General features: G+C 58.1%; 17 protein-coding genes. 10 read left to right on the forward strand and 7 right to left on the reverse strand.

Features of this window, described 5'->3' with window-relative positions:
* The 4 genes from HOC_RS18830 to HOC_RS18845 all read right to left on the reverse strand — a co-directional run.
* Positions 1–244, reverse strand: a 244-nt coding sequence (locus tag HOC_RS18830; protein ID WP_035541412.1) for an antirestriction protein ArdA, incomplete at its 3' end; no start/stop codon positions are given.
* A gap of 637 nt (positions 245–881) precedes the next feature.
* Positions 882–2,135, reverse strand: a complete 1,254-nt coding sequence (locus tag HOC_RS18835) for a type II toxin-antitoxin system HipA family toxin (protein WP_035541413.1) — start codon at positions 2,133–2,135, stop codon at positions 882–884.
* The gene (locus tag HOC_RS18840; RefSeq protein ID WP_156950546.1) at positions 2,132–2,350 is read right to left on the reverse strand and encodes a helix-turn-helix transcriptional regulator; all 219 of its coding nucleotides are present in this window, start codon (positions 2,348–2,350) and stop codon (positions 2,132–2,134) included. The genes HOC_RS18835 and HOC_RS18840 overlap by 4 nt, the downstream gene beginning before the upstream one ends.
* A gap of 290 nt (positions 2,351–2,640) precedes the next feature.
* Entirely contained in the window at positions 2,641–3,489 is an 849-nt protein-coding gene (locus HOC_RS18845) for a DNA -binding domain-containing protein (protein WP_035541414.1), read from the reverse strand.
* Between the two features lie 261 nt (positions 3,490–3,750).
* Here HOC_RS18845 and HOC_RS18850 point away from each other — a divergent pair, with 261 nt between their 5' ends.
* Positions 3,751–4,632: a HEPN domain-containing protein gene (locus HOC_RS18850; RefSeq protein ID WP_035541415.1), complete on the forward strand. Its 882-nt coding sequence runs from the start codon at positions 3,751–3,753 to the stop codon at positions 4,630–4,632.
* Between the two features lie 38 nt (positions 4,633–4,670).
* Positions 4,671–5,609 (forward strand): HEPN domain-containing protein, encoded by a 939-nt coding sequence (locus HOC_RS18855; protein WP_035541416.1) that lies wholly within the window; start codon positions 4,671–4,673, stop codon positions 5,607–5,609.
* Positions 5,610–5,869: 260 nt separating this feature from the next.
* Here HOC_RS18855 and HOC_RS18860 read toward each other — a convergent pair whose 3' ends face one another.
* The 3 genes from HOC_RS18860 to HOC_RS18865 are packed head-to-tail and all read right to left on the reverse strand — an operon-like array spanning position 5,870 to position 8,572.
* The gene (locus HOC_RS18860) at positions 5,870–6,895 is read right to left on the reverse strand and encodes a CBASS cGAMP-activated phospholipase (protein ID WP_035541434.1); all 1,026 of its coding nucleotides are present in this window, start codon (positions 6,893–6,895) and stop codon (positions 5,870–5,872) included.
* On the reverse strand, positions 6,831–7,358 hold the full coding sequence (locus HOC_RS22435; protein WP_162174900.1) for a type II CBASS E2 protein: 528 nt from the start codon (positions 7,356–7,358) through the stop codon (positions 6,831–6,833). The genes HOC_RS18860 and HOC_RS22435 overlap by 65 nt, the downstream gene beginning before the upstream one ends.
* A complete protein-coding gene (locus tag HOC_RS18865) occupies positions 7,358–8,572 on the reverse strand; it encodes a nucleotidyltransferase domain-containing protein (protein ID WP_162174901.1) in 1,215 nt (404 codons plus the stop codon). The genes HOC_RS22435 and HOC_RS18865 overlap by 1 nt, the downstream gene beginning before the upstream one ends.
* A 177-nt stretch (positions 8,573–8,749) precedes the next feature.
* Between HOC_RS18865 and HOC_RS18870 the strand changes: the two genes are divergently transcribed.
* The 8 genes from HOC_RS18870 to trbE all read left to right on the forward strand — a co-directional run.
* A complete protein-coding gene (locus tag HOC_RS18870; protein ID WP_035541438.1) occupies positions 8,750–9,088 on the forward strand; it encodes a helix-turn-helix domain-containing protein in 339 nt (112 codons plus the stop codon).
* On the forward strand, positions 9,085–9,981 hold the full coding sequence (locus tag HOC_RS18875; protein ID WP_035541420.1) for an ImmA/IrrE family metallo-endopeptidase: 897 nt from the start codon (positions 9,085–9,087) through the stop codon (positions 9,979–9,981). The genes HOC_RS18870 and HOC_RS18875 overlap by 4 nt, the downstream gene beginning before the upstream one ends.
* A 759-nt stretch (positions 9,982–10,740) precedes the next feature.
* Positions 10,741–11,418 carry an RNA polymerase sigma factor gene (locus HOC_RS21560; protein ID WP_162174902.1) on the forward strand — a complete coding sequence of 226 codons (678 nt, stop codon included), beginning with the start codon at positions 10,741–10,743 and terminating at the stop codon, positions 11,416–11,418.
* 44 nt (positions 11,419–11,462) lie between these two features.
* Positions 11,463–11,999, forward strand: coding sequence for an RNA polymerase sigma factor (locus HOC_RS18885; protein ID WP_162174903.1), 537 nt, complete (start codon positions 11,463–11,465; stop codon positions 11,997–11,999).
* A 138-nt stretch (positions 12,000–12,137) separates the two neighbouring features.
* Positions 12,138–13,133: a P-type conjugative transfer ATPase TrbB gene (trbB, locus tag HOC_RS18890; protein ID WP_035541422.1), complete on the forward strand. Its 996-nt coding sequence runs from the start codon at positions 12,138–12,140 to the stop codon at positions 13,131–13,133.
* 65 nt (positions 13,134–13,198) lie between these two features.
* Positions 13,199–13,465, forward strand: coding sequence for a TrbC/VirB2 family type IV secretion system protein (locus tag HOC_RS18895; RefSeq protein ID WP_241767092.1), 267 nt, complete (start codon positions 13,199–13,201; stop codon positions 13,463–13,465).
* Positions 13,465–13,719: a VirB3 family type IV secretion system protein gene (locus tag HOC_RS18900; protein WP_035541426.1), complete on the forward strand. Its 255-nt coding sequence runs from the start codon at positions 13,465–13,467 to the stop codon at positions 13,717–13,719. Before HOC_RS18895 ends, HOC_RS18900 begins: the two co-directional genes overlap by 1 nt.
* On the forward strand, positions 13,713–16,095 hold a 2,383-nt coding region (trbE, locus tag HOC_RS18905), incomplete at its 3' end, for a conjugal transfer protein TrbE (protein ID WP_035541429.1). The genes HOC_RS18900 and trbE, both read left to right, overlap by 7 nt.

A 16,095-nucleotide genomic window follows, 5' to 3' on the forward strand; every position in this document is an offset into this window, starting at 1 on the left:
ACAGATGCGACTTTCTGGTCGCACCGTGAATTGCCCATTCTTCCGCATCCGGTTCCGGCGAAGCGGCGAGCATCTCGCGCACCTGTTGCCAGACTTCGTGCGGGTCGGTCGTATCAATCCAGCACCCATGCAGGCGGCCATTATTGTAGGCAGCAAGGCAGGCTACATAGATACGGGGGCGGTCTGGAATCGAGAGTGCGGAAGCTGCTCCAAGGGGTGCAGCGGTTGTAATTTGGTCAGTCATATCAGTCTCCTTTGCGCCGCCCGGCGTTCTTTCCCGCATCAGGCGGGGGTGGGCGGCGAAAAGGTGCTCAGCCGGAGCGCATAAGGGCCCCGCGCAAGGGGTAGCCGTAGGTAGAAGACCTAAAGACGCTCACACATGACAAAGTCCCGCCCCCTTGTGCGAGGACCGCGCTCTGGCAGACGCACCGTCCGCCCAGACCCGGCTGTTGGGGAGAGATATTGAGGCGCAGGGAGACTGCTGATGGGATCGAAGGCTTTGCAGGCCATGGCGGTGCGTCCGGACAGTCAGAGCAGACCTCTGGCCTGTTATCTGGGCTGGTTATTTGCGTCGCTGGTCGTGCCTTGTTCGGAGATCTCTGAACTCAGATACTCATATCCAGCGGCCGTGACCCCTCTGCCTCCGGCAGTGGGAAGCGCGGGCGCGCGACCCGCCGGCGAGCCCCAGCCTCATGCCCAAAGCCCTACTTGCTGATCCCTCAGTGAGACGAGCCGGGCCGGCCAGAAGAACGGCTCTTCCCCAACTCAAGACGTCCTCGCCGGCCGAACAGCCCCGCCTCCGGTGGGCGGGTCGCAAAGAAACCGGCAAGCCCACTATGCTCTTTGGAGAGAGCCACCTCCCGAGTTGATCCCGGATGACTTCAGACGCGTCCAAGCAAATTCTCCGCCCGCCCTGACACCAATCCTTCAACCCCAGACATCGCCTCACGCTCGCTCGCCTCCAGATCGAATCCCTGCGCTACCTTCCCGGCCTGTTCGAGCACCAGCCCGCACAATGCCTTGACCCTCCGCTGGATGAAGGGCTCCGTCAGCCCCGTCTCTTCGGCAAACCTGGCCCAGTCCCGCGACTGGATGTCCTCCAGCGCTGCCCGCTTCGCAATTTTCATCGCAAGGCGCGGACTGAGCTCGGGATAGGCCACGGTCGAAAGGAGATCATAGAGCGGCGCGAGCGTCGTGCTGCCATCATAGAGGAGGCTGTAATTCTTCCCGTGCGCATCAGCGTTGCCGATAATCAGATTGAAGATTGCCGCATCAAAGAGTTTGAGAACTTCGATCGCGGGGCGGGTTGCTACACGCCGCAGGAGCGTGAACAGATCGCGGAACACCGGGCCGCCATCGGACGCATATTTGCGTGCTGACGTGAACCCGAGGGCCTGACAGAAATCCTCCTGATGCAGACGCGTGACGCGGCCGTCGTTACCCATCAGACGGTCATAGCGCCGGACGAGCAGGAAGGGCGCGCCCGCGGCCCGGTGGATCTCGACCTCGGCCACTTGGAGCCCGATCAAGTGCGCAAGCCGCATCCCATAGGCCTCATTCTCCGTCGTGCCTTCGAACCTTGTGATGGGAGGCTTCAGGATATGCGTTGTCGGCTGGCCCGGCGCTGGGAGCGCGATGCCATCCGGCGTCAGGATTACGGGGAGTTTCGCCTGGGCGCCGGCAAGCGACAGTCGCAGCCCCTCCTCGCCGGCCAGCATGGGGCGCTTCGGCAGGGAGTCGATCAGGACGCGCAGCTCTTTGTCAGACAGAAGCTTGGGCGTGAACGGCCCCTCATCGGCTGGCGGATCTTCGCCTTCCGGCCAGAGCGCCAGGGCGCCTGCAACTTCACCGCCCAGCATTTCAAGCAGGCGAAATTCATTGCGCTCAGAGACACCGAGCGCGGCGGCGACATTCGCTCGCTGGCTCTCTTCAGGCAGGATGCCCTCGAAGAAGGGCAGGCATTCGCGTCGGGAATACGGCTCCTCCCGCAAAGGCAGGGACACGGAGATCGCCCGGGCATCGCTCCGAGCAAGCCAGGCGGTCAGATAGGCAAAGCCCATCTCGCCATAAGCGTCGACTGACAGGGTACCGACGGCGTCCCTGCCCCACCAGAGCGTGAGCGCGCGCGTGGTCATCGGCGATCCTCCGGAATGGTAATGGTCAGCGCGCAACCGAGGGCCGACAGGACATCGAGCATCTTGCCGATCTGCGCTGTCGGCTTGCCGCGTTCGAGTTCAACAAGGAAGCGCAGGCCAACGCCCGAGGCGGCGGCCAGTTCAGGCTGACGCAAGCCCTGCGCCTTGCGTGTCTTTCGAATGAGGTGGCCAATTTCTTCTGGTGTCATATGCATAATTTCCCGTACGGGAAACATATGTCTGTTTCAGGCGAAATGCAAGAGAAATGTCCCGATCAGGAAATTTATTGCCCGTCGACCGCCAAATCCATCAAACTTTCCCGTACGGGATATAAAATACATACCGCCCGGTCAAATGCGATAAAATACCCCGAACGGGATATTTGGTTTAAAACCTGCCTCAAACACTCACTCATGGTGAGTGTTTCTGGACACTTTCAAACCCGTTCTTCGTGAGAGCACCCGAGGACAGCACAATTGAACCGGGCCGCGCTGCGGATGCCCACTCAAGCCGCCTCCTGATATGGCCCCAACTGTCCGCCCAAGAGCTCAATCAGATATCCGCCATCGCGCAGACCTTCGGCCTTGTTCACGAGGTATTTGATGGCGTCCTTCATGACGCCCCGGTCATCGGCCCAATCTGCATCAACGGCGTCTTGACCGTAGAGCACACTGGCTATCTCACGCCGGCTCATGCCAAGTTCAAGGCAATCGAGCACGATCAATCCATCCCGCAGGATCTGGGTCCGCTTGCTCCAGAGCGGGGTCTGCTTGTCGAAGTCATCGCCATAGATTTCAAAAGCCTCGCGCTGGACTTTCAATTTCTTCTCATAGGCATCCATGTCGGAAATCGTGAGCTTCATGCATATCTTCTCCATGCCGAGAAGAGAGAGCCCCGTGCAGCGCACCTGCGCAACACAGCCGTTTCCCCGCAAAAGGAAGACCTCCCGCCCCTGCCGGTCGGTCAGATGCGTGATCCTGCAATGCGGGACCGTGCGATCCCAGATCCCGCAGACTTCACCTTCTGAACGCGGACTGCAATGGACCTCGACCTGGTCGGGATGAACGGGGTGGCTCCAGAAGACATCGGCGTCAAATCCGTTCTTGTCCGGATCGGGCATGATCATCAGTCCCCAGCGTTCGGCAAGAGTCTGAGGGACACGCGCCCGCAACAGCCGGATGGGGGCACAGGGCGCGGTCATTTCAGAAATGTCTTCATCGCCCCGTGTCGCGGCATCGCGCGTGAATTCAGGATTTCTACGAAGATATTCCCAGGCCCACCGGTCCCGCGACAGCGGCCAAAGATAGTCATAGCGCTTCAGAACGCCTGAGGAATTCAATGGATAGGATTTCAACTGCCTCTCCCGTGCCGCCCCAGCACGTGCAAATCGGATGCCAATTTCTACCTTAGGTAACATTCCAATTCCCTCTAAGGCGCCCCCAGTCAGCCAGATAAGTACCTTTACAGGGGAGAATCCTATAGATACGCTCTCTTGAGTTGAAATTCTTCCACAGCCACGATCCGCCAAAACCAGACAAGATTTTCCCCCTTGCACACGTCACTCGATCACCTCAGCCCAGGCCGCGCACGCGCATTGGCAAGGGCCCGCGACATCATGCTGGAAGAGCTGCAGGCCCAGATCGAAACACAAGGCAGCGCAAGAGCCAGACGCTATCGGCTATTGAAGCTCATCCTGTTCGGCCCCGTCACACATCCTGGCATGAACCTCCTCGTGATCGTCAGTCATCGCGCGCTGGCCGAGATGAGCGCTTTCTGGGACGAGGCCGAAGAGCGTGTCGCGCAGGACCGCCAGGTCAAATGCCCGGTAACCCTCATCGTTCACACGCTGCCAGATGTGAACCGCTGCCTCAAAGACGGCGCCCCCTTTTTCTGCGAAATCATCAATCAAGGCATCCTCGCCTACGAGGACAGCGAACCCGGCAAGGACGGCCACCCCAAGAACATCCTTGCCAAGCCAATCGACCCAAATCGTCAGCGAGCCTTTGGACTGGGAATGGAGCTGCACTCCGATTGGAGAAATGCAGCAGAGCAGGCATTATTCTTGGGAAAAGTCTCAATTGAGCAAGGTGAAGAGTGGAACCGAAGATCGGCGTTCCAACTCAACCAGGCAGCCGAGAGCGCCTACCGCATGTTCCTTCTGACGGCGACCCGATATGCTCCTGCCAGCCACAACCTCGGCAAGCTCCGCAGCCTTGCCCGAGCGGTCGACCCCAGAATCGACGAAGCCTGGGCGCCGCTGCAAAAGCTCTATAACCGGCATTTCGAACTCCTGCAGCGGGCCTATGTCGAAGCCCGTTATTCACCCAGCTATGAGACCAACGCCGACATTCTCGCCTGGCAAGCCGATCGGATCGAGGTGCTGATCAGCCTCGCGGATGCCCTGTGTCTTGAGCACCTCGACCGACTCGAGGCTGGACGCGGCGAACAGAATTGCATGTCTTCCAGAACTCTGGTCTCTAGTGGCGACGACAGGTAGAGGCCCGAAGAAGTGCCACAACAGGAAGCGCGCAACCCGTGAAGAACAGTCTCGACCATCTCAACCTGCAAAAGCAGAAAGAGGTCGCCTATATCCGGAAGGTGATCCTCAAAGAGCTTGAGGCGCGCCTTCGCAAGTCCACATCGAAACGGGTGGCACGCTACCGTATCCTCAAACTTGTCCTCTATGGCAGCTTCGCGCGCGGCACCTGGTTCGACGATCGTAAGTCCGGCCGGGCCTCAGACTATGACTTCCTTGTTATCGTATCCCACAAGGCGCTGACCGACATGACGACTTTCTGGTCCAGTGTTGAAGACCGCCTGTTCCAGGACCCAAAAATACAGAAAGATATTTCCCTCATTGTCCACACGCTGCGTGAGGTGAATGTAAGTCTCGCGGATGGGCAATATTTCTTTGCCGAAGTGATCAACCAAGGCGTGCTGCTCTATGATGTGGATGCTGAGTCAAAATCCGACCGGCCCAGATCGCGAATTATTGAGGCAAACAACCCCGCCCCCCTTCGAACTTACGAGATGTCTCGCGACTATTTCACGTACTGGAAAAAAGCTGCCGTTCAAACGCTATTTCTTGGTCAGGAAAGCATGAAGCAAGGTGGAGACTGGTCACGAAGCTCCGCCTTCCAGCTTCACCAAGCCGCTGAAGCCATCTACCGGATGGTGCTCCTCACGGTTACTCTATACGCTCCGGCCACGCACCATCTTGGTAAGCTGCGTCAACGCTGCGAAGCCATTGATCCGCGCCTCGCTGAGGCCTGGGGTCCAGAACGCAAACCTTTCAAGCGCTACTTCGAACTCCTGCGCCGGGCGTATGTCGAAGCACGATATTCACCTGCCTATGAGACAAGCCCTGAAATCCTTAGCTGGCAAGCCGATAGGATCGCGCGTCTCCTGGAGCTTGCCGATGCTTCATGCCAAGAGCGGCTCGCAAAACTTTCAGCAGAGGCTAAGGCGCTCTGATTTGATCGGGCGGACCATTCCTGTACAAAAGCAGCCACAAGTTCCCCATTCATCGCGAACACTTCAGCTTGGCGCAACATCTCAGCTGCACACCATCGACCAAGGAGCTTTCAAGCCCCTTTGGAAACCCTGACCTATTTTGCCGGGACCGAACCCGCGCGGATAGGACGCTGCCAACGTATCGACGCTGGACCCTACCGATGGGCTGTGGTGCCAAGCTTCTCGTTGGTAGTACGATGGCGTGTTACCGAGATTAGTGCCTATCGATCATTATAAACCGCCTCAAAATCAGATGCTAATGGCGTCGCCATGCTCAGCAGGACTTCTCGGTTCTCGTTCCATAGATACTCACCCACATCGGGCAACTTCTCTTTTGCGCTAGCGTAGTCATCCATTGCAATAGAGTAGGGTAGCTCAGCATCAATTCGGAGCAGATGATGCCGCCCGATCAAGAGGCCAGCTTGACCGGTCGCATCATGGTTTTGCAGGCTGCTGGCCACTGCGTGAGCATTTCTCCAGCCCCAAAGCCCAGCAGTTAGGTGATGTTTTGCTAAAGCCGGTTTGTCCGTAGCACAGCCAATCGACAAAACGTGAATATTGCGTCTTGGCACCTCATAGCAGGCTAGGGTATCGACAACGGCCATCATCACGGGATTATTCGCAAATACCCCGCCGTCCCAAAACCGTCGTCCAGAGTGTTCAAGCCCCTCAAGGAAAGCAGGAGCAGCCGACGTGGCTCTGGCGACAGTCAGCGCATTCTCTTTCCAGTCGCGCTTATAGTCAGGATGATGCGCCGTCTTGAAGATATACGGTTCTGTATTCTGATCGAATGCTGGGATCACAAGACGGCATTTGGCTTCTCCAAATTTGCGTCCTCCGATGATGCGTGCAAGTTCGTGATCCAGAACGGTTGGATCATACCGTCTACAGAATAACTGCTTTGCAGTGCCAATCTTTCGTCCCAGTTTCTTGAACATCCACGGCGCTGAAGGAAAAATCCTGTCCCCCTTCGTGAGATAAAGATCAAGTACCGTCTTTGCGCTTACGCCAAGAGACAGCCCGACCGCAATAATCCCGCCCGTCGAAGTTCCTGCGATCATATCGAAATGTCGTGCCAGCCCCTGATTGTCCGGCAAATTATTTTCCAGGTTGGCCAGAATCGTTGCCGGAAGGATGCCTTTTATCCCACCGCCATCGATGGCCAATATACGGAATGGCTTGTCAGCAGGCCATGGCAATTTCTGACGCTCCTGATAAAGCGTGCCGTCTGATCTTCTGTAGGTCATGTTCTTCTTTTCCGGTGAGTTGCTCGTGGCCTTCGCCGCCGCCATACCAATGCCCATCGGCCAGCCAAAGCTCATAGCTATTAAGCCACTCGCAAGCATCGGGCAGCGTTGTCTCTGCAATGGATGAGCTATACCCCCATTCGGTCTTGTTAGGGTGGAACAAGCACAGGTTTGGTTGCCCTTGGTATTTCTTATCATACCAAACATGTGGCAATGGACCGAGTTCGGCCTCGTAGTTTCGACGCAGATATGGGCTGATCACATAGACACGAGGATAGTAATTCCAGGTTGGAGATCGCAACGCAAAATGTGGAGGAAGCTCATAGTCTATGCGGAGCGTATACGAGCAGTCAGAGGGACAAACCTGCCCCTCCCAAATGCCGCGCTTCTCTGCAAGGCTGATCACCTTGAACTGAGAGAAGTCCTCTCTAAGCTTTCGACTTTGTTCCTCAATCATCAGCATCAGACCGGATCGCCTCCGAAATTTGTACGTTTGGGAAGCGACGCGGCACCTGCCGATACAATGCCGATTTTGCCTAACGATGAGACTTGCGTGCGCCCCTGTGCCTTGGCCAACTCCTGAGCTTTTCCGTAGGTGTTGAAGGCATAGTTCGCAGGTGTTTCGCCGAAATGCTCCTTCAGAATCCGCAGTTTCTCAGCAGGCGCCAAATCGTGATCACGAAGACGGCGGAGGTCGAGGGTCAGGTTATGGAGGTCTGCCGCGAACATTCGTTGGGCTTCACGGCTTTCCGGCCAACGGTCTGTGAACACGTCCGGGTGCCAGGCGGGGTTTCGGACTTCCAAAACCGTACCCTGCTTGTCTGCAGCGACAATCGTGTTCCGAATTGTCTCAGCCAGATCGATTGTCTCATCGATAAGGTAGTCGGACGCGCAACCTTGCGGAATTGCTAGAGCCGCTTTGACTACCGACGGCGGCTGCCGGAACATGCCTTTGCGCTCGGAGCTCCGCCACACCAGATTACGCTTGCGTTTGATAAGTTGCAAAGCCACTTGGCGGGGCGCTTTCGCTTCCAATGGCTCAAAGTTCGGCATCGGCTGTGTTTCCGCCTTCGCCAAAACTGTCATGCGATCTGAGAAGCGCATCTCGAATGTCTTGCTGTAAACGAGGCTATCTTTGAAGTGCGTGGCAAAACCCTTGGGGTTTACCTCCTTGTGATAGGACTCGCGCTTTTCCGCGTTCCAATGGAATATCTGGACCACACGTTCTGGACGCCCCTGGATCCGCACAGCGGGCATGAGATCCACAGTACGACCATCCTTATATGTGACGGTCACGCACCGCGATTGCAGTGTGGTCATGTCGTAGTAGCGCGTTCCCGGCTCCCTTCTCACTGCCTCATAAAGTGATGTCAGAACGAATTCCGGGTCTGAGTTAAGTGGAAGATCAAGTTCGAGAACAACATCGACGTCATGTTGGTCTTTACGTACTTGTCCAAGAATAGCCGCGCCGATCCCGAAGCTTCCGGAAGGGTATATGTCGGTGACAAGGCCGGACAATTCGTGGTCACCTTCGTCGACCCACTCGCTGAGCGCATCGTAATTGCGAACCGCTTCCTCGTGCTGAGTAGGGGTTAGCTGGATGCGGCTTGCTGTATCGAGAAGCAACCTCTCGGCGACTTCCTTCGAATCGTTCAGCCAGAGAAAATCAAGCGGCATATATTTCGTCCTTCTTATCTCTATGATGTAGGTCGGCTGCTTCTTCCGATCCTGATTTTCCTTGACCCACCCGGCCAATTCGTCATAAGTTTAACTACGATAACGTAGGCATCTCGATCAAAAAAATTTGCAGCCAAATGTCTACGTTTCCGTAGGAATAACATATTGAGGTACGTAGTGTCAAACCCTGACGAAAAAAGCGGAAAATTTGCGGAGAGGTTGCTGAGTGCTCGCGAAAAAAGGGGATTTTCTCAAGCTGAACTGGGTGCAAAGGCTGACCTTCAGCCAGCAGCCATCGGGCATTTCGAGAAGGGTCGTCGAAGCCCCTCTTTCCAAAATGTTCGCAAGCTTGCCAACGCATTGAATATATCGGCGGACTACCTGCTGGGACGTACCGATTCCATGGAAGGTGCAACTACGGCGTTTCGCGGCGAAGATAAGCTAAACAACGATGATCGCGAATTTATCCAGATGATGATCGAGAATATGAACCGTAAGAGCGAAGGTTCTAAATGACACGTCGTTTTCGGCTTGAAGCTGCCACGCGTCGCGGTGAACAAATCGCAAAGCAGTATGGGTTTGAGCGGTTTCCGATTGAACCCACGACAATCGCCGAGGCAGAAAATATCCACATTCAGGCAAAACCCTCTGATCAAAAAGGGGTCAGCGGAGGTATAATATTCTCAGGCGAAAATGTCGGTATTTTTTATGCAACCGACATCGATAATGATGGCTTTCAGCGGTTCACCATCGGCCACGAACTCGGTCATTACTTCCTCGAGGGCCACCCCGAGGAGATCACCAAAATCGCACCGATGCATATATCTCGTGCGGGATTTTCTCAAGGTAAGGACTTTATTGAACTGGAGGCAGACCATTTTTCAGCCGGCCTTCTTATGCCATCGCGCCTCGTGAAGAAAGAGCTTCTTGGACGGCCAGTAGGCTTGGAAGGCATTCTCACACTCGCTCAGCAAGCAAAATGTTCTGTAACAGCGGCAGCTATTAGAGCGGCACAATGCAGTCCTTATCCAGTTGCTATAGTTGTGAGCAATGGCGATGAAATCTCCTACGGCTTTCTATCCGACACCTTCAAGAGTCTCGGAAAATTCCGAAACTTTCCTCGTAAAGGGGACAAGCTTCCTGTGGGGACCACGAAAGATTTTAATGAAACTCCGGACAATGTCTTGCGAGCCAGGCAAGCCTGTGGAGAAACGACTTTCTTAGATTGGTTTGATGGAGACAAGGCGATTGAACTTGATGAAGAGGTAATCGGGCTTGGTTCCTATGGTTACACGCTCACGGTTTTTTCCAGTGACAATCTTCCAGATGACCCCGATAACGACGAAGAAGACGAAGAAGAAGCTAGGCTGATGGATAGCTGGACTCCTAAATTTGCCCGTGGTCGTTGACGTCAAAGCTTTATTCTATGGGCGCATCTTCGGGCCGGGCTCTCGTGAGCCAAGCCCGATTGATGCAGTCCCAGTCCCCAGGAATCCGGCCATGAATATGCAGAGACACTCGATTGAAGAGGGTGGCAAATGCGAAAGAGCAGATCTTGGCTGCGCCTGCCTTCGACTCAGGTCATGAAGCCGATGGGCTGCATTCTCCTGAGGCAGAAATAAACAAACTACCGATTCACATCTATTCTCATTTTAATACCAATAGATAGAAGTTCCCGTTTTCACCCGGTCCGGTGCGACGATCTTCTACCCCCCTTGGAAGGTCCGGACCGCTTCCCCCATCTTCCAATTCCGGTTGCAATCGGATAATCCTCCTCCCCGGGTGGGCCGGCACAGCGATAAGACCCCAGGGTCAAAACCTGTGCCCCGTTGCGCATGCTTCGCGGTTTTCCGACGGCCCACCTATTTTCCGTTTCTGGTTGCAAGCGCCCACCTTTGCGCTTAATCTGATGCTCAGCATCTTTGCAAGAAGAGGCTCGGGGCGTCGGAAACCCTGGCAGAGCATGATCCCCCTTAAAGGGCTGTCCAGCACAGACGGTCAAATTGCGACTGCCTCTATCCGTGCGTCCATCCGAGGCTCCCAGTTCACGGGTGCGCAGGGCGTCGGAAACCCTGGTGAAGCATGGCTGAAATTCCCCTGTGCATCACGCGCGGGCCAGCTGCCTTGCACCAGTCATGCTGACGTCGGAGCTGATACAGGGGCATGGCATGGCAGGTACGCAGGCACGATCAGAAACAAGCGGGCGCAAAGATGCGGTCCGCGCGACGACGACAAGCATTGATTCTGAAAAGACCGACCCCGGACGGGTTCAAGCCAACCGCGCTCGCCCCTCCATACACCCGGTCGTCGAAGATGCCCTGAACCGGCTCTTCCGGGACAATCACAGCCCGTTGCTTCGCTTCTGTCAAATCCGGACCAGCAACGCACCCGAAGCCGAGGACCTGGTGCAGGATGCGTTCGTGGCTGTCCGACGTGCCTATCCCGACAAGGCAATCGACGAATTGCGGCCGCTCCTGTTCACGACGCTTCGGAACCTCACGCTCAATTGCCTGAAATCCGGCGACACGAAACGCCGCAAGGCGTCGGTCGAATTGCTGGAAAGGGATGACCGCCTCGGCTGTCCCCGCACCGTGACGCCGGAAACCCAGCTCATCGACAGGCAATTGCTGACCATTGCCGAGCAGGTCATCGCGGCCATGGCACCGCGCCGCCGGGCTGTGCTGAAACTCCACCGTTTCGAACAATTGACCTATGACGAGATTGCGCAGCGACTGGAGATATCGCGCTCAACGGTCAAGACCGACCTCGCCAATGCCATTGCAGAAGTTGCCGAAGCGCTTGCCAGGAAAAGCGGGGGCGGCGACGCGCTGGCGGATCTCAAATGACGATGCAGGAGCCCGATAATACAAGCACTGCGAGACGTCCCCTGGTGGGGGAGTCTTTCGCGCTACGGGGTCGTGCGGCGCTCGATGAGATTTTTCGTCTGCAATATGACCAGCTCCTCAGATTCTGCCGGATACGCCTAGGCAATGTCCCTGATGCAGAAGACCTCGTGCAGGAGGCCTTCCTGTCGGTGCGGCGGGCCTATCCAGACAAGGGAGTCGAAGAGCTGAGACCGCTCCTGTTCACGGCCTTGCGCAATCTCACGCTGGACTACCTAAAGTCGGGCTATGCCAAGCGCGCGCGATCGTCGGACGCGTTCAGCGATCTGGGCGATGTGCTTGCCTGCCCCCGCTCGCCAACGCCCGAGACGCAGATGATTGATATCCAATCGCTGGCGATCGTACAGGACGCCCTTGCGAGGCTCGAACCGCGCAAGCGCGACGCCCTGCTCCTCAGCCGACTTGAACGCCTTACCCATAAGGAAATAGCTGTGCGGCTGTCGGTCTCCCCGCGAACCGTCCGGAGTGACATAACGGAAGCGATTGCCGTCATGGCCAAGAGCCTGGCGTCTAGCAATCACTAGTAGCGGCAGACCTGATCAGCATTTTGCATCGCTCATCGCAGGGACGCACGGCGCTGCACAATCTGGCCCATGCTCCAACTGTCCGCTGGTTATCTGATCTGAGAGGTTTGACCTGACCAGACAGAAAGGCCCGACCCCATGGCAATCGCGGGACACGCTCAGGAAACAGACAGCCGCCGGACCGCCATGCTGCGTACGGCCTTCTGCCTGGTCATACGCAATGCGCTGGACGCCGCCGATACGATCGAAATCATGGCCAATCCTGATGGCTCGGTCTGGATCGAGTCCCAGGGCGCAGGCCTCAGCGATTCCGGCCATCGCCTTGCTGCCGGGGACCGTGAACGCGTCATCCGCCTCGTTGCCTCCGGGGTGGGAGAACCCGTCAGCCGCGCCTCCCCGATCGTCTCTGCTGAACTCCCCGGCAGCGGCGAGCGGTTTGAGGGGCTTCTCCCACCTGTCTCGACCGCGCCCTGTTTCTCCATCCGCAAACCGGCGACAACACCGTTCCATCTCGGCGACTATGTCGACCAGGGCGCATTGTCCCCTGCCCTCTGTGCGGCGCTCAGGGAGTCTGTCGCAATCCACGCGAACATTCTGATCGCTGGCGGGACCTCCTCCGGCAAGACCACGTTCACGAACGCGCTGCTCGCGGAGCCTGCCTTCCATGACGACCGCATTGTCATCCTCGAAGACACGCGCGAACTGCGTTGCGCCGCGCCCAATCGTATTCAACTGCGAACCCATCGAGGGTCTGTCAGCCTGCAGCAGCTGGTGCGCTCGACCCTTCGTCTGCGTCCTGACCGGATCATTGTCGGCGAGGTGAGAGGTTCTGAAGCGCTCGACCTCCTCAAGGCGTGGAACACGGGCCATCCGGGCGGGATCACCACGCTACATGCCAACTCTGCCTATGGCGCCCTGCGGCGGCTGGAACAGCTGACGCTGGAAGCAACCAGCCGCGCCCCGTACGACCTGATAGCTGAAGCGATTGATGTCGTCGTGTTCATGAGCCGCGCGGGCGGCCAGCGCCGGATCGACGAGGCGCTGCGCGTCTGCGGTTTCGATGGCGACGGCTACCAGACCGAACCCCTCGTTTCCCGCTCCCTTTCCCTCATCACACACGGAGACATGACATGAACCTCTACGACAAGATCACAGCGGCCGAGCGGGCGGTTCATCTGGCCGCCTGCATTGCAGTGGGCATGGCGCTTGCCGCACCGGCCCATGCCGCCGGATCGGGCATGCCATGGGAAGGCCCACTGGATCAGATCCTGACCTCGATCGAGGGCCCGGTCGCCCGCATTGTCGCGGTGATCATCATCACGCTGACCGGGCTGACACTGGCATTCGGTGAAACATCCGGCGGCATGCGCAAGCTGATCCAGATCGTGTTTGGCCTGTCCATCGCATTTGCGGCCACAAGCTTCTTCCTGACCTTCTTCAGCTTTGGCGGCGGGGCGCTCATCTGATGACGCCGGGCTATGAAATCCCCCTGCATCGCGCGCTGACCGAGCCGATCCTGATGGCAGGCGCGCCACGCACGGCCGCCATCGCCATCGGCACGCTCGCCGCAGCGGTCGGCCTTGGCCTCCAGCTCTGGATCCCGGGGCTTGTCCTCTGGGTCGTCGGCCACTCGGCGGCGGTGTTCATGGCCCGGTCTGATCCGGATTTCATGGCCGTCGCCAGCCGGTCCACACGTCACAAGGCGCATCTGTCATGCTGAACCTGCGAGAATATTCCGAAACCCCGACCCTGCTGGCTGATTACCTCCCCTGGGCCTGCCTCGTCGCGCCGGGCGTCGTCCTCAACAAGGATGGCAGTTTCCAGACCATTTTCAAGTATCGTGGGCCCGACCTTGAAAGCTCGACGGACGAGGAACTCGTCTCGATCAACGCCCGCGTCAACAATGTACTGCGCCGGCTCGGCTCGGGCTGGGCGCTCTTCTTTGAAGCCCAGCGCGAGCCCGTGCATGATTATCCAGATTGCGCGTTTCCGGACGCGGCGTCCTGGCTCGTCGATCAGGAACGCGGGCTGCAGGCGGACGAAGCCGGCAGCCGGTTCGAGAGCCATTATTACCTGACCCTGCTCTGGCTCCCGCCCGCCGATGCGACCGGCCGCGCCGAGAAGGCGCTGATCACCCGCGCCACGACCGAAGACGCCGCCACCTGGCGCCACCGCCTTGAGACTTTCCAGAGCCAGGCTATGCGGGTCTTCGATCTTCTGGCGACCTGCCTCGCCGAGCTCGTACGCCTCGATGATGACGGGACGCTGACCTACCTTCACGCGACCATCTCGACCAGGCGCCATCCCGTCGTCACGCCGGACTTGCCTGTCTTTCTCGATGCGATCCTCGCCGATGAACCCTTTGCAGGCGGCCTCGAACCGATGATCGGAGACGCGCACCTGCGCACACTGACAATCCTCGGATTTCCCGCCTCGACCCTGCCCGGCATGCTGGACGAGCTGAACCGGCAGGGATTTGCCTATCGCTGGGCGACGCGGTTCATTGCGATGGACAAGGCGGAAGCCGAAAAGATCCTCGCCAGGAAACGCCGTCACTGGTTTGCCAAGCGCAAGTCCGTGGGCGCGGTCCTGCGCGAGACATTGTTCAACGAACAGGCCGCGCTTGTCGACAATGATGCCGACAACAAGGCTGCTGATGCAGATGCGGCGCTCCAGGAACTCGGCAGCGATCTCGTCTCATACGGATATGTCACCACAACCATAACCGTCATCGGTGAGGACCGACGCGCCGTCGATGAACATATCCGGGTTGCCGAGCGTATCATCAATGGGCGCGGCTTCACCGCGATCCGTGAGACGCTGAACGCTGTCGAAGCCTGGCTGGGCTCTTTGCCGGGACATCCCTATGCCAATGTCCGCAAGCCCATCCTGCACACCCTGAACCTCGCTCATATGGTGCCGCTCTCAGCGGTCTGGGCCGGAGAACAGACCAATCGACACCTGAGCGCTCCCGCGTTCATCCAGGCGCAGACCCACGGCACGACGCCGTTCCGGCTCAACCTCCATATCGGCGATGTCGGCCACACGCTTGTCGTCGGCCCGACGGGTGCAGGCAAGTCGGTACTGCTGTCCCTTCTGGCCATGCAATGGAAACGTTACGCGGGCGCCCAGGTCTTCATCTTCGACAAAGGCCGTTCGGCCCGCGCGGCGACGCTGGCCATGGGCGGCTCGCATGTCGACCTTGGTAGCTCTGACCGCCCGAGCCTCCAGCCCCTCAAGGATATCGACAGTCATCACAGCGCGCGCTTCGCTGCCGACTGGCTTGCGGGCCTCTGCACAAATGAAGGCGTCGCCATCACGCCGGACCTGAAGGCCGGGCTCTGGGACGCCATCCAGTCTCTTGCCAGCGCGCCTCGGCCCGAGCGCACACTCACCGGCCTGACCCTGATGCTGCAGGAAGAGACACTCAAAGCGGCCCTGCATCCGTTCACGCTGGAAGGCCCGCATGGCCGCCTGCTCGACGCTGATCATGAGACACTGAATCTGGCCGACACAGTCTGCTTCGAAATGGAAGAGCTGATGCACGCGAAAGGCGCGGTCGCCCCTGTGATCACCTACCTGTTCCATCGGCTGGAAGAACGCTTCGACGGGCGCCCCACGCTGCTCATCCTCGATGAGGCCTGGCTGTTTCTGGATGACCCGATGTTCGCCGCGCGCATCCGCGAATGGCTCAAAACCCTTCGCAAGAAGAACGTGTCTGTCGTGTTCGCGACCCAGTCGCTGGCTGATATTGCAGGCAGCACGATCGCGCCAGCCCTCGTGGAATCCTGTCCTACACGCATCTTCCTGCCCAATGAGCGCGCGCAGGAACCCCAAAGCCGCGAGACCTATCAAAGGTTCGGGCTCAATACCCGTCAGATCGAGCTGATCTCCAGAGCCACACCAAAACGCGACTATTACTACCAGTCGCCACTTGGCTGCCGCGTGTTCGAACTCGGTCTGGGCCCGATCGCGCTGGCCCTTTGCGGCGCAAGTACGCCTGAAGACCATCAGACTCTCGACCGTATCCAGGCCGAAACGGAAGGCGACGGGTTTGCAGAATGCTGGCTCATCGAGAAAGGCCTGCCCTGGGCCG

The organism is Hyphomonas oceanitis SCH89, from assembly GCF_000685295.1.
In the GTDB taxonomy this organism is placed as follows: domain Bacteria; phylum Pseudomonadota; class Alphaproteobacteria; order Caulobacterales; family Hyphomonadaceae; genus Hyphomonas; species Hyphomonas oceanitis.

Bases quoted from the DNA above. Each gene is read 5' to 3' on its own strand.
- HOC_RS22435 (WP_162174900.1), bottom strand. From the start codon at position 7,358: ATGCTGATGATTGAGGAACAAAGTCGAAAGCTTAGAGAGGACTTCTCT.
- HOC_RS18900 (WP_035541426.1), top strand. From the start codon at position 13,465: ATGACGCCGGGCTATGAAATCCCCCTGCATCGCGCGCTGACCGAGCCG.
- HOC_RS21560 (WP_162174902.1), top strand. From the start codon at position 10,741: ATGGCAGGTACGCAGGCACGATCAGAAACAAGCGGGCGCAAAGATGCG.
- HOC_RS18895 (WP_241767092.1), top strand. From the start codon at position 13,199: ATGGCGCTTGCCGCACCGGCCCATGCCGCCGGATCGGGCATGCCATGG.
- HOC_RS18865 (WP_162174901.1), bottom strand. From the start codon at position 8,572: ATGCCGCTTGATTTTCTCTGGCTGAACGATTCGAAGGAAGTCGCCGAG.
- HOC_RS18850 (WP_035541415.1), top strand. From the start codon at position 3,751: ATGCTGGAAGAGCTGCAGGCCCAGATCGAAACACAAGGCAGCGCAAGA.
- HOC_RS18840 (WP_156950546.1), bottom strand. From the start codon at position 2,350: ATGCATATGACACCAGAAGAAATTGGCCACCTCATTCGAAAGACACGC.
- HOC_RS18835 (WP_035541413.1), bottom strand. From the start codon at position 2,135: ATGACCACGCGCGCGCTCACGCTCTGGTGGGGCAGGGACGCCGTCGGT.
- HOC_RS18875 (WP_035541420.1), top strand. From the start codon at position 9,085: ATGACACGTCGTTTTCGGCTTGAAGCTGCCACGCGTCGCGGTGAACAA.
- trbB (WP_035541422.1), top strand. From the start codon at position 12,138: ATGGCAATCGCGGGACACGCTCAGGAAACAGACAGCCGCCGGACCGCC.
- HOC_RS18860 (WP_035541434.1), bottom strand. From the start codon at position 6,895: ATGACCTACAGAAGATCAGACGGCACGCTTTATCAGGAGCGTCAGAAA.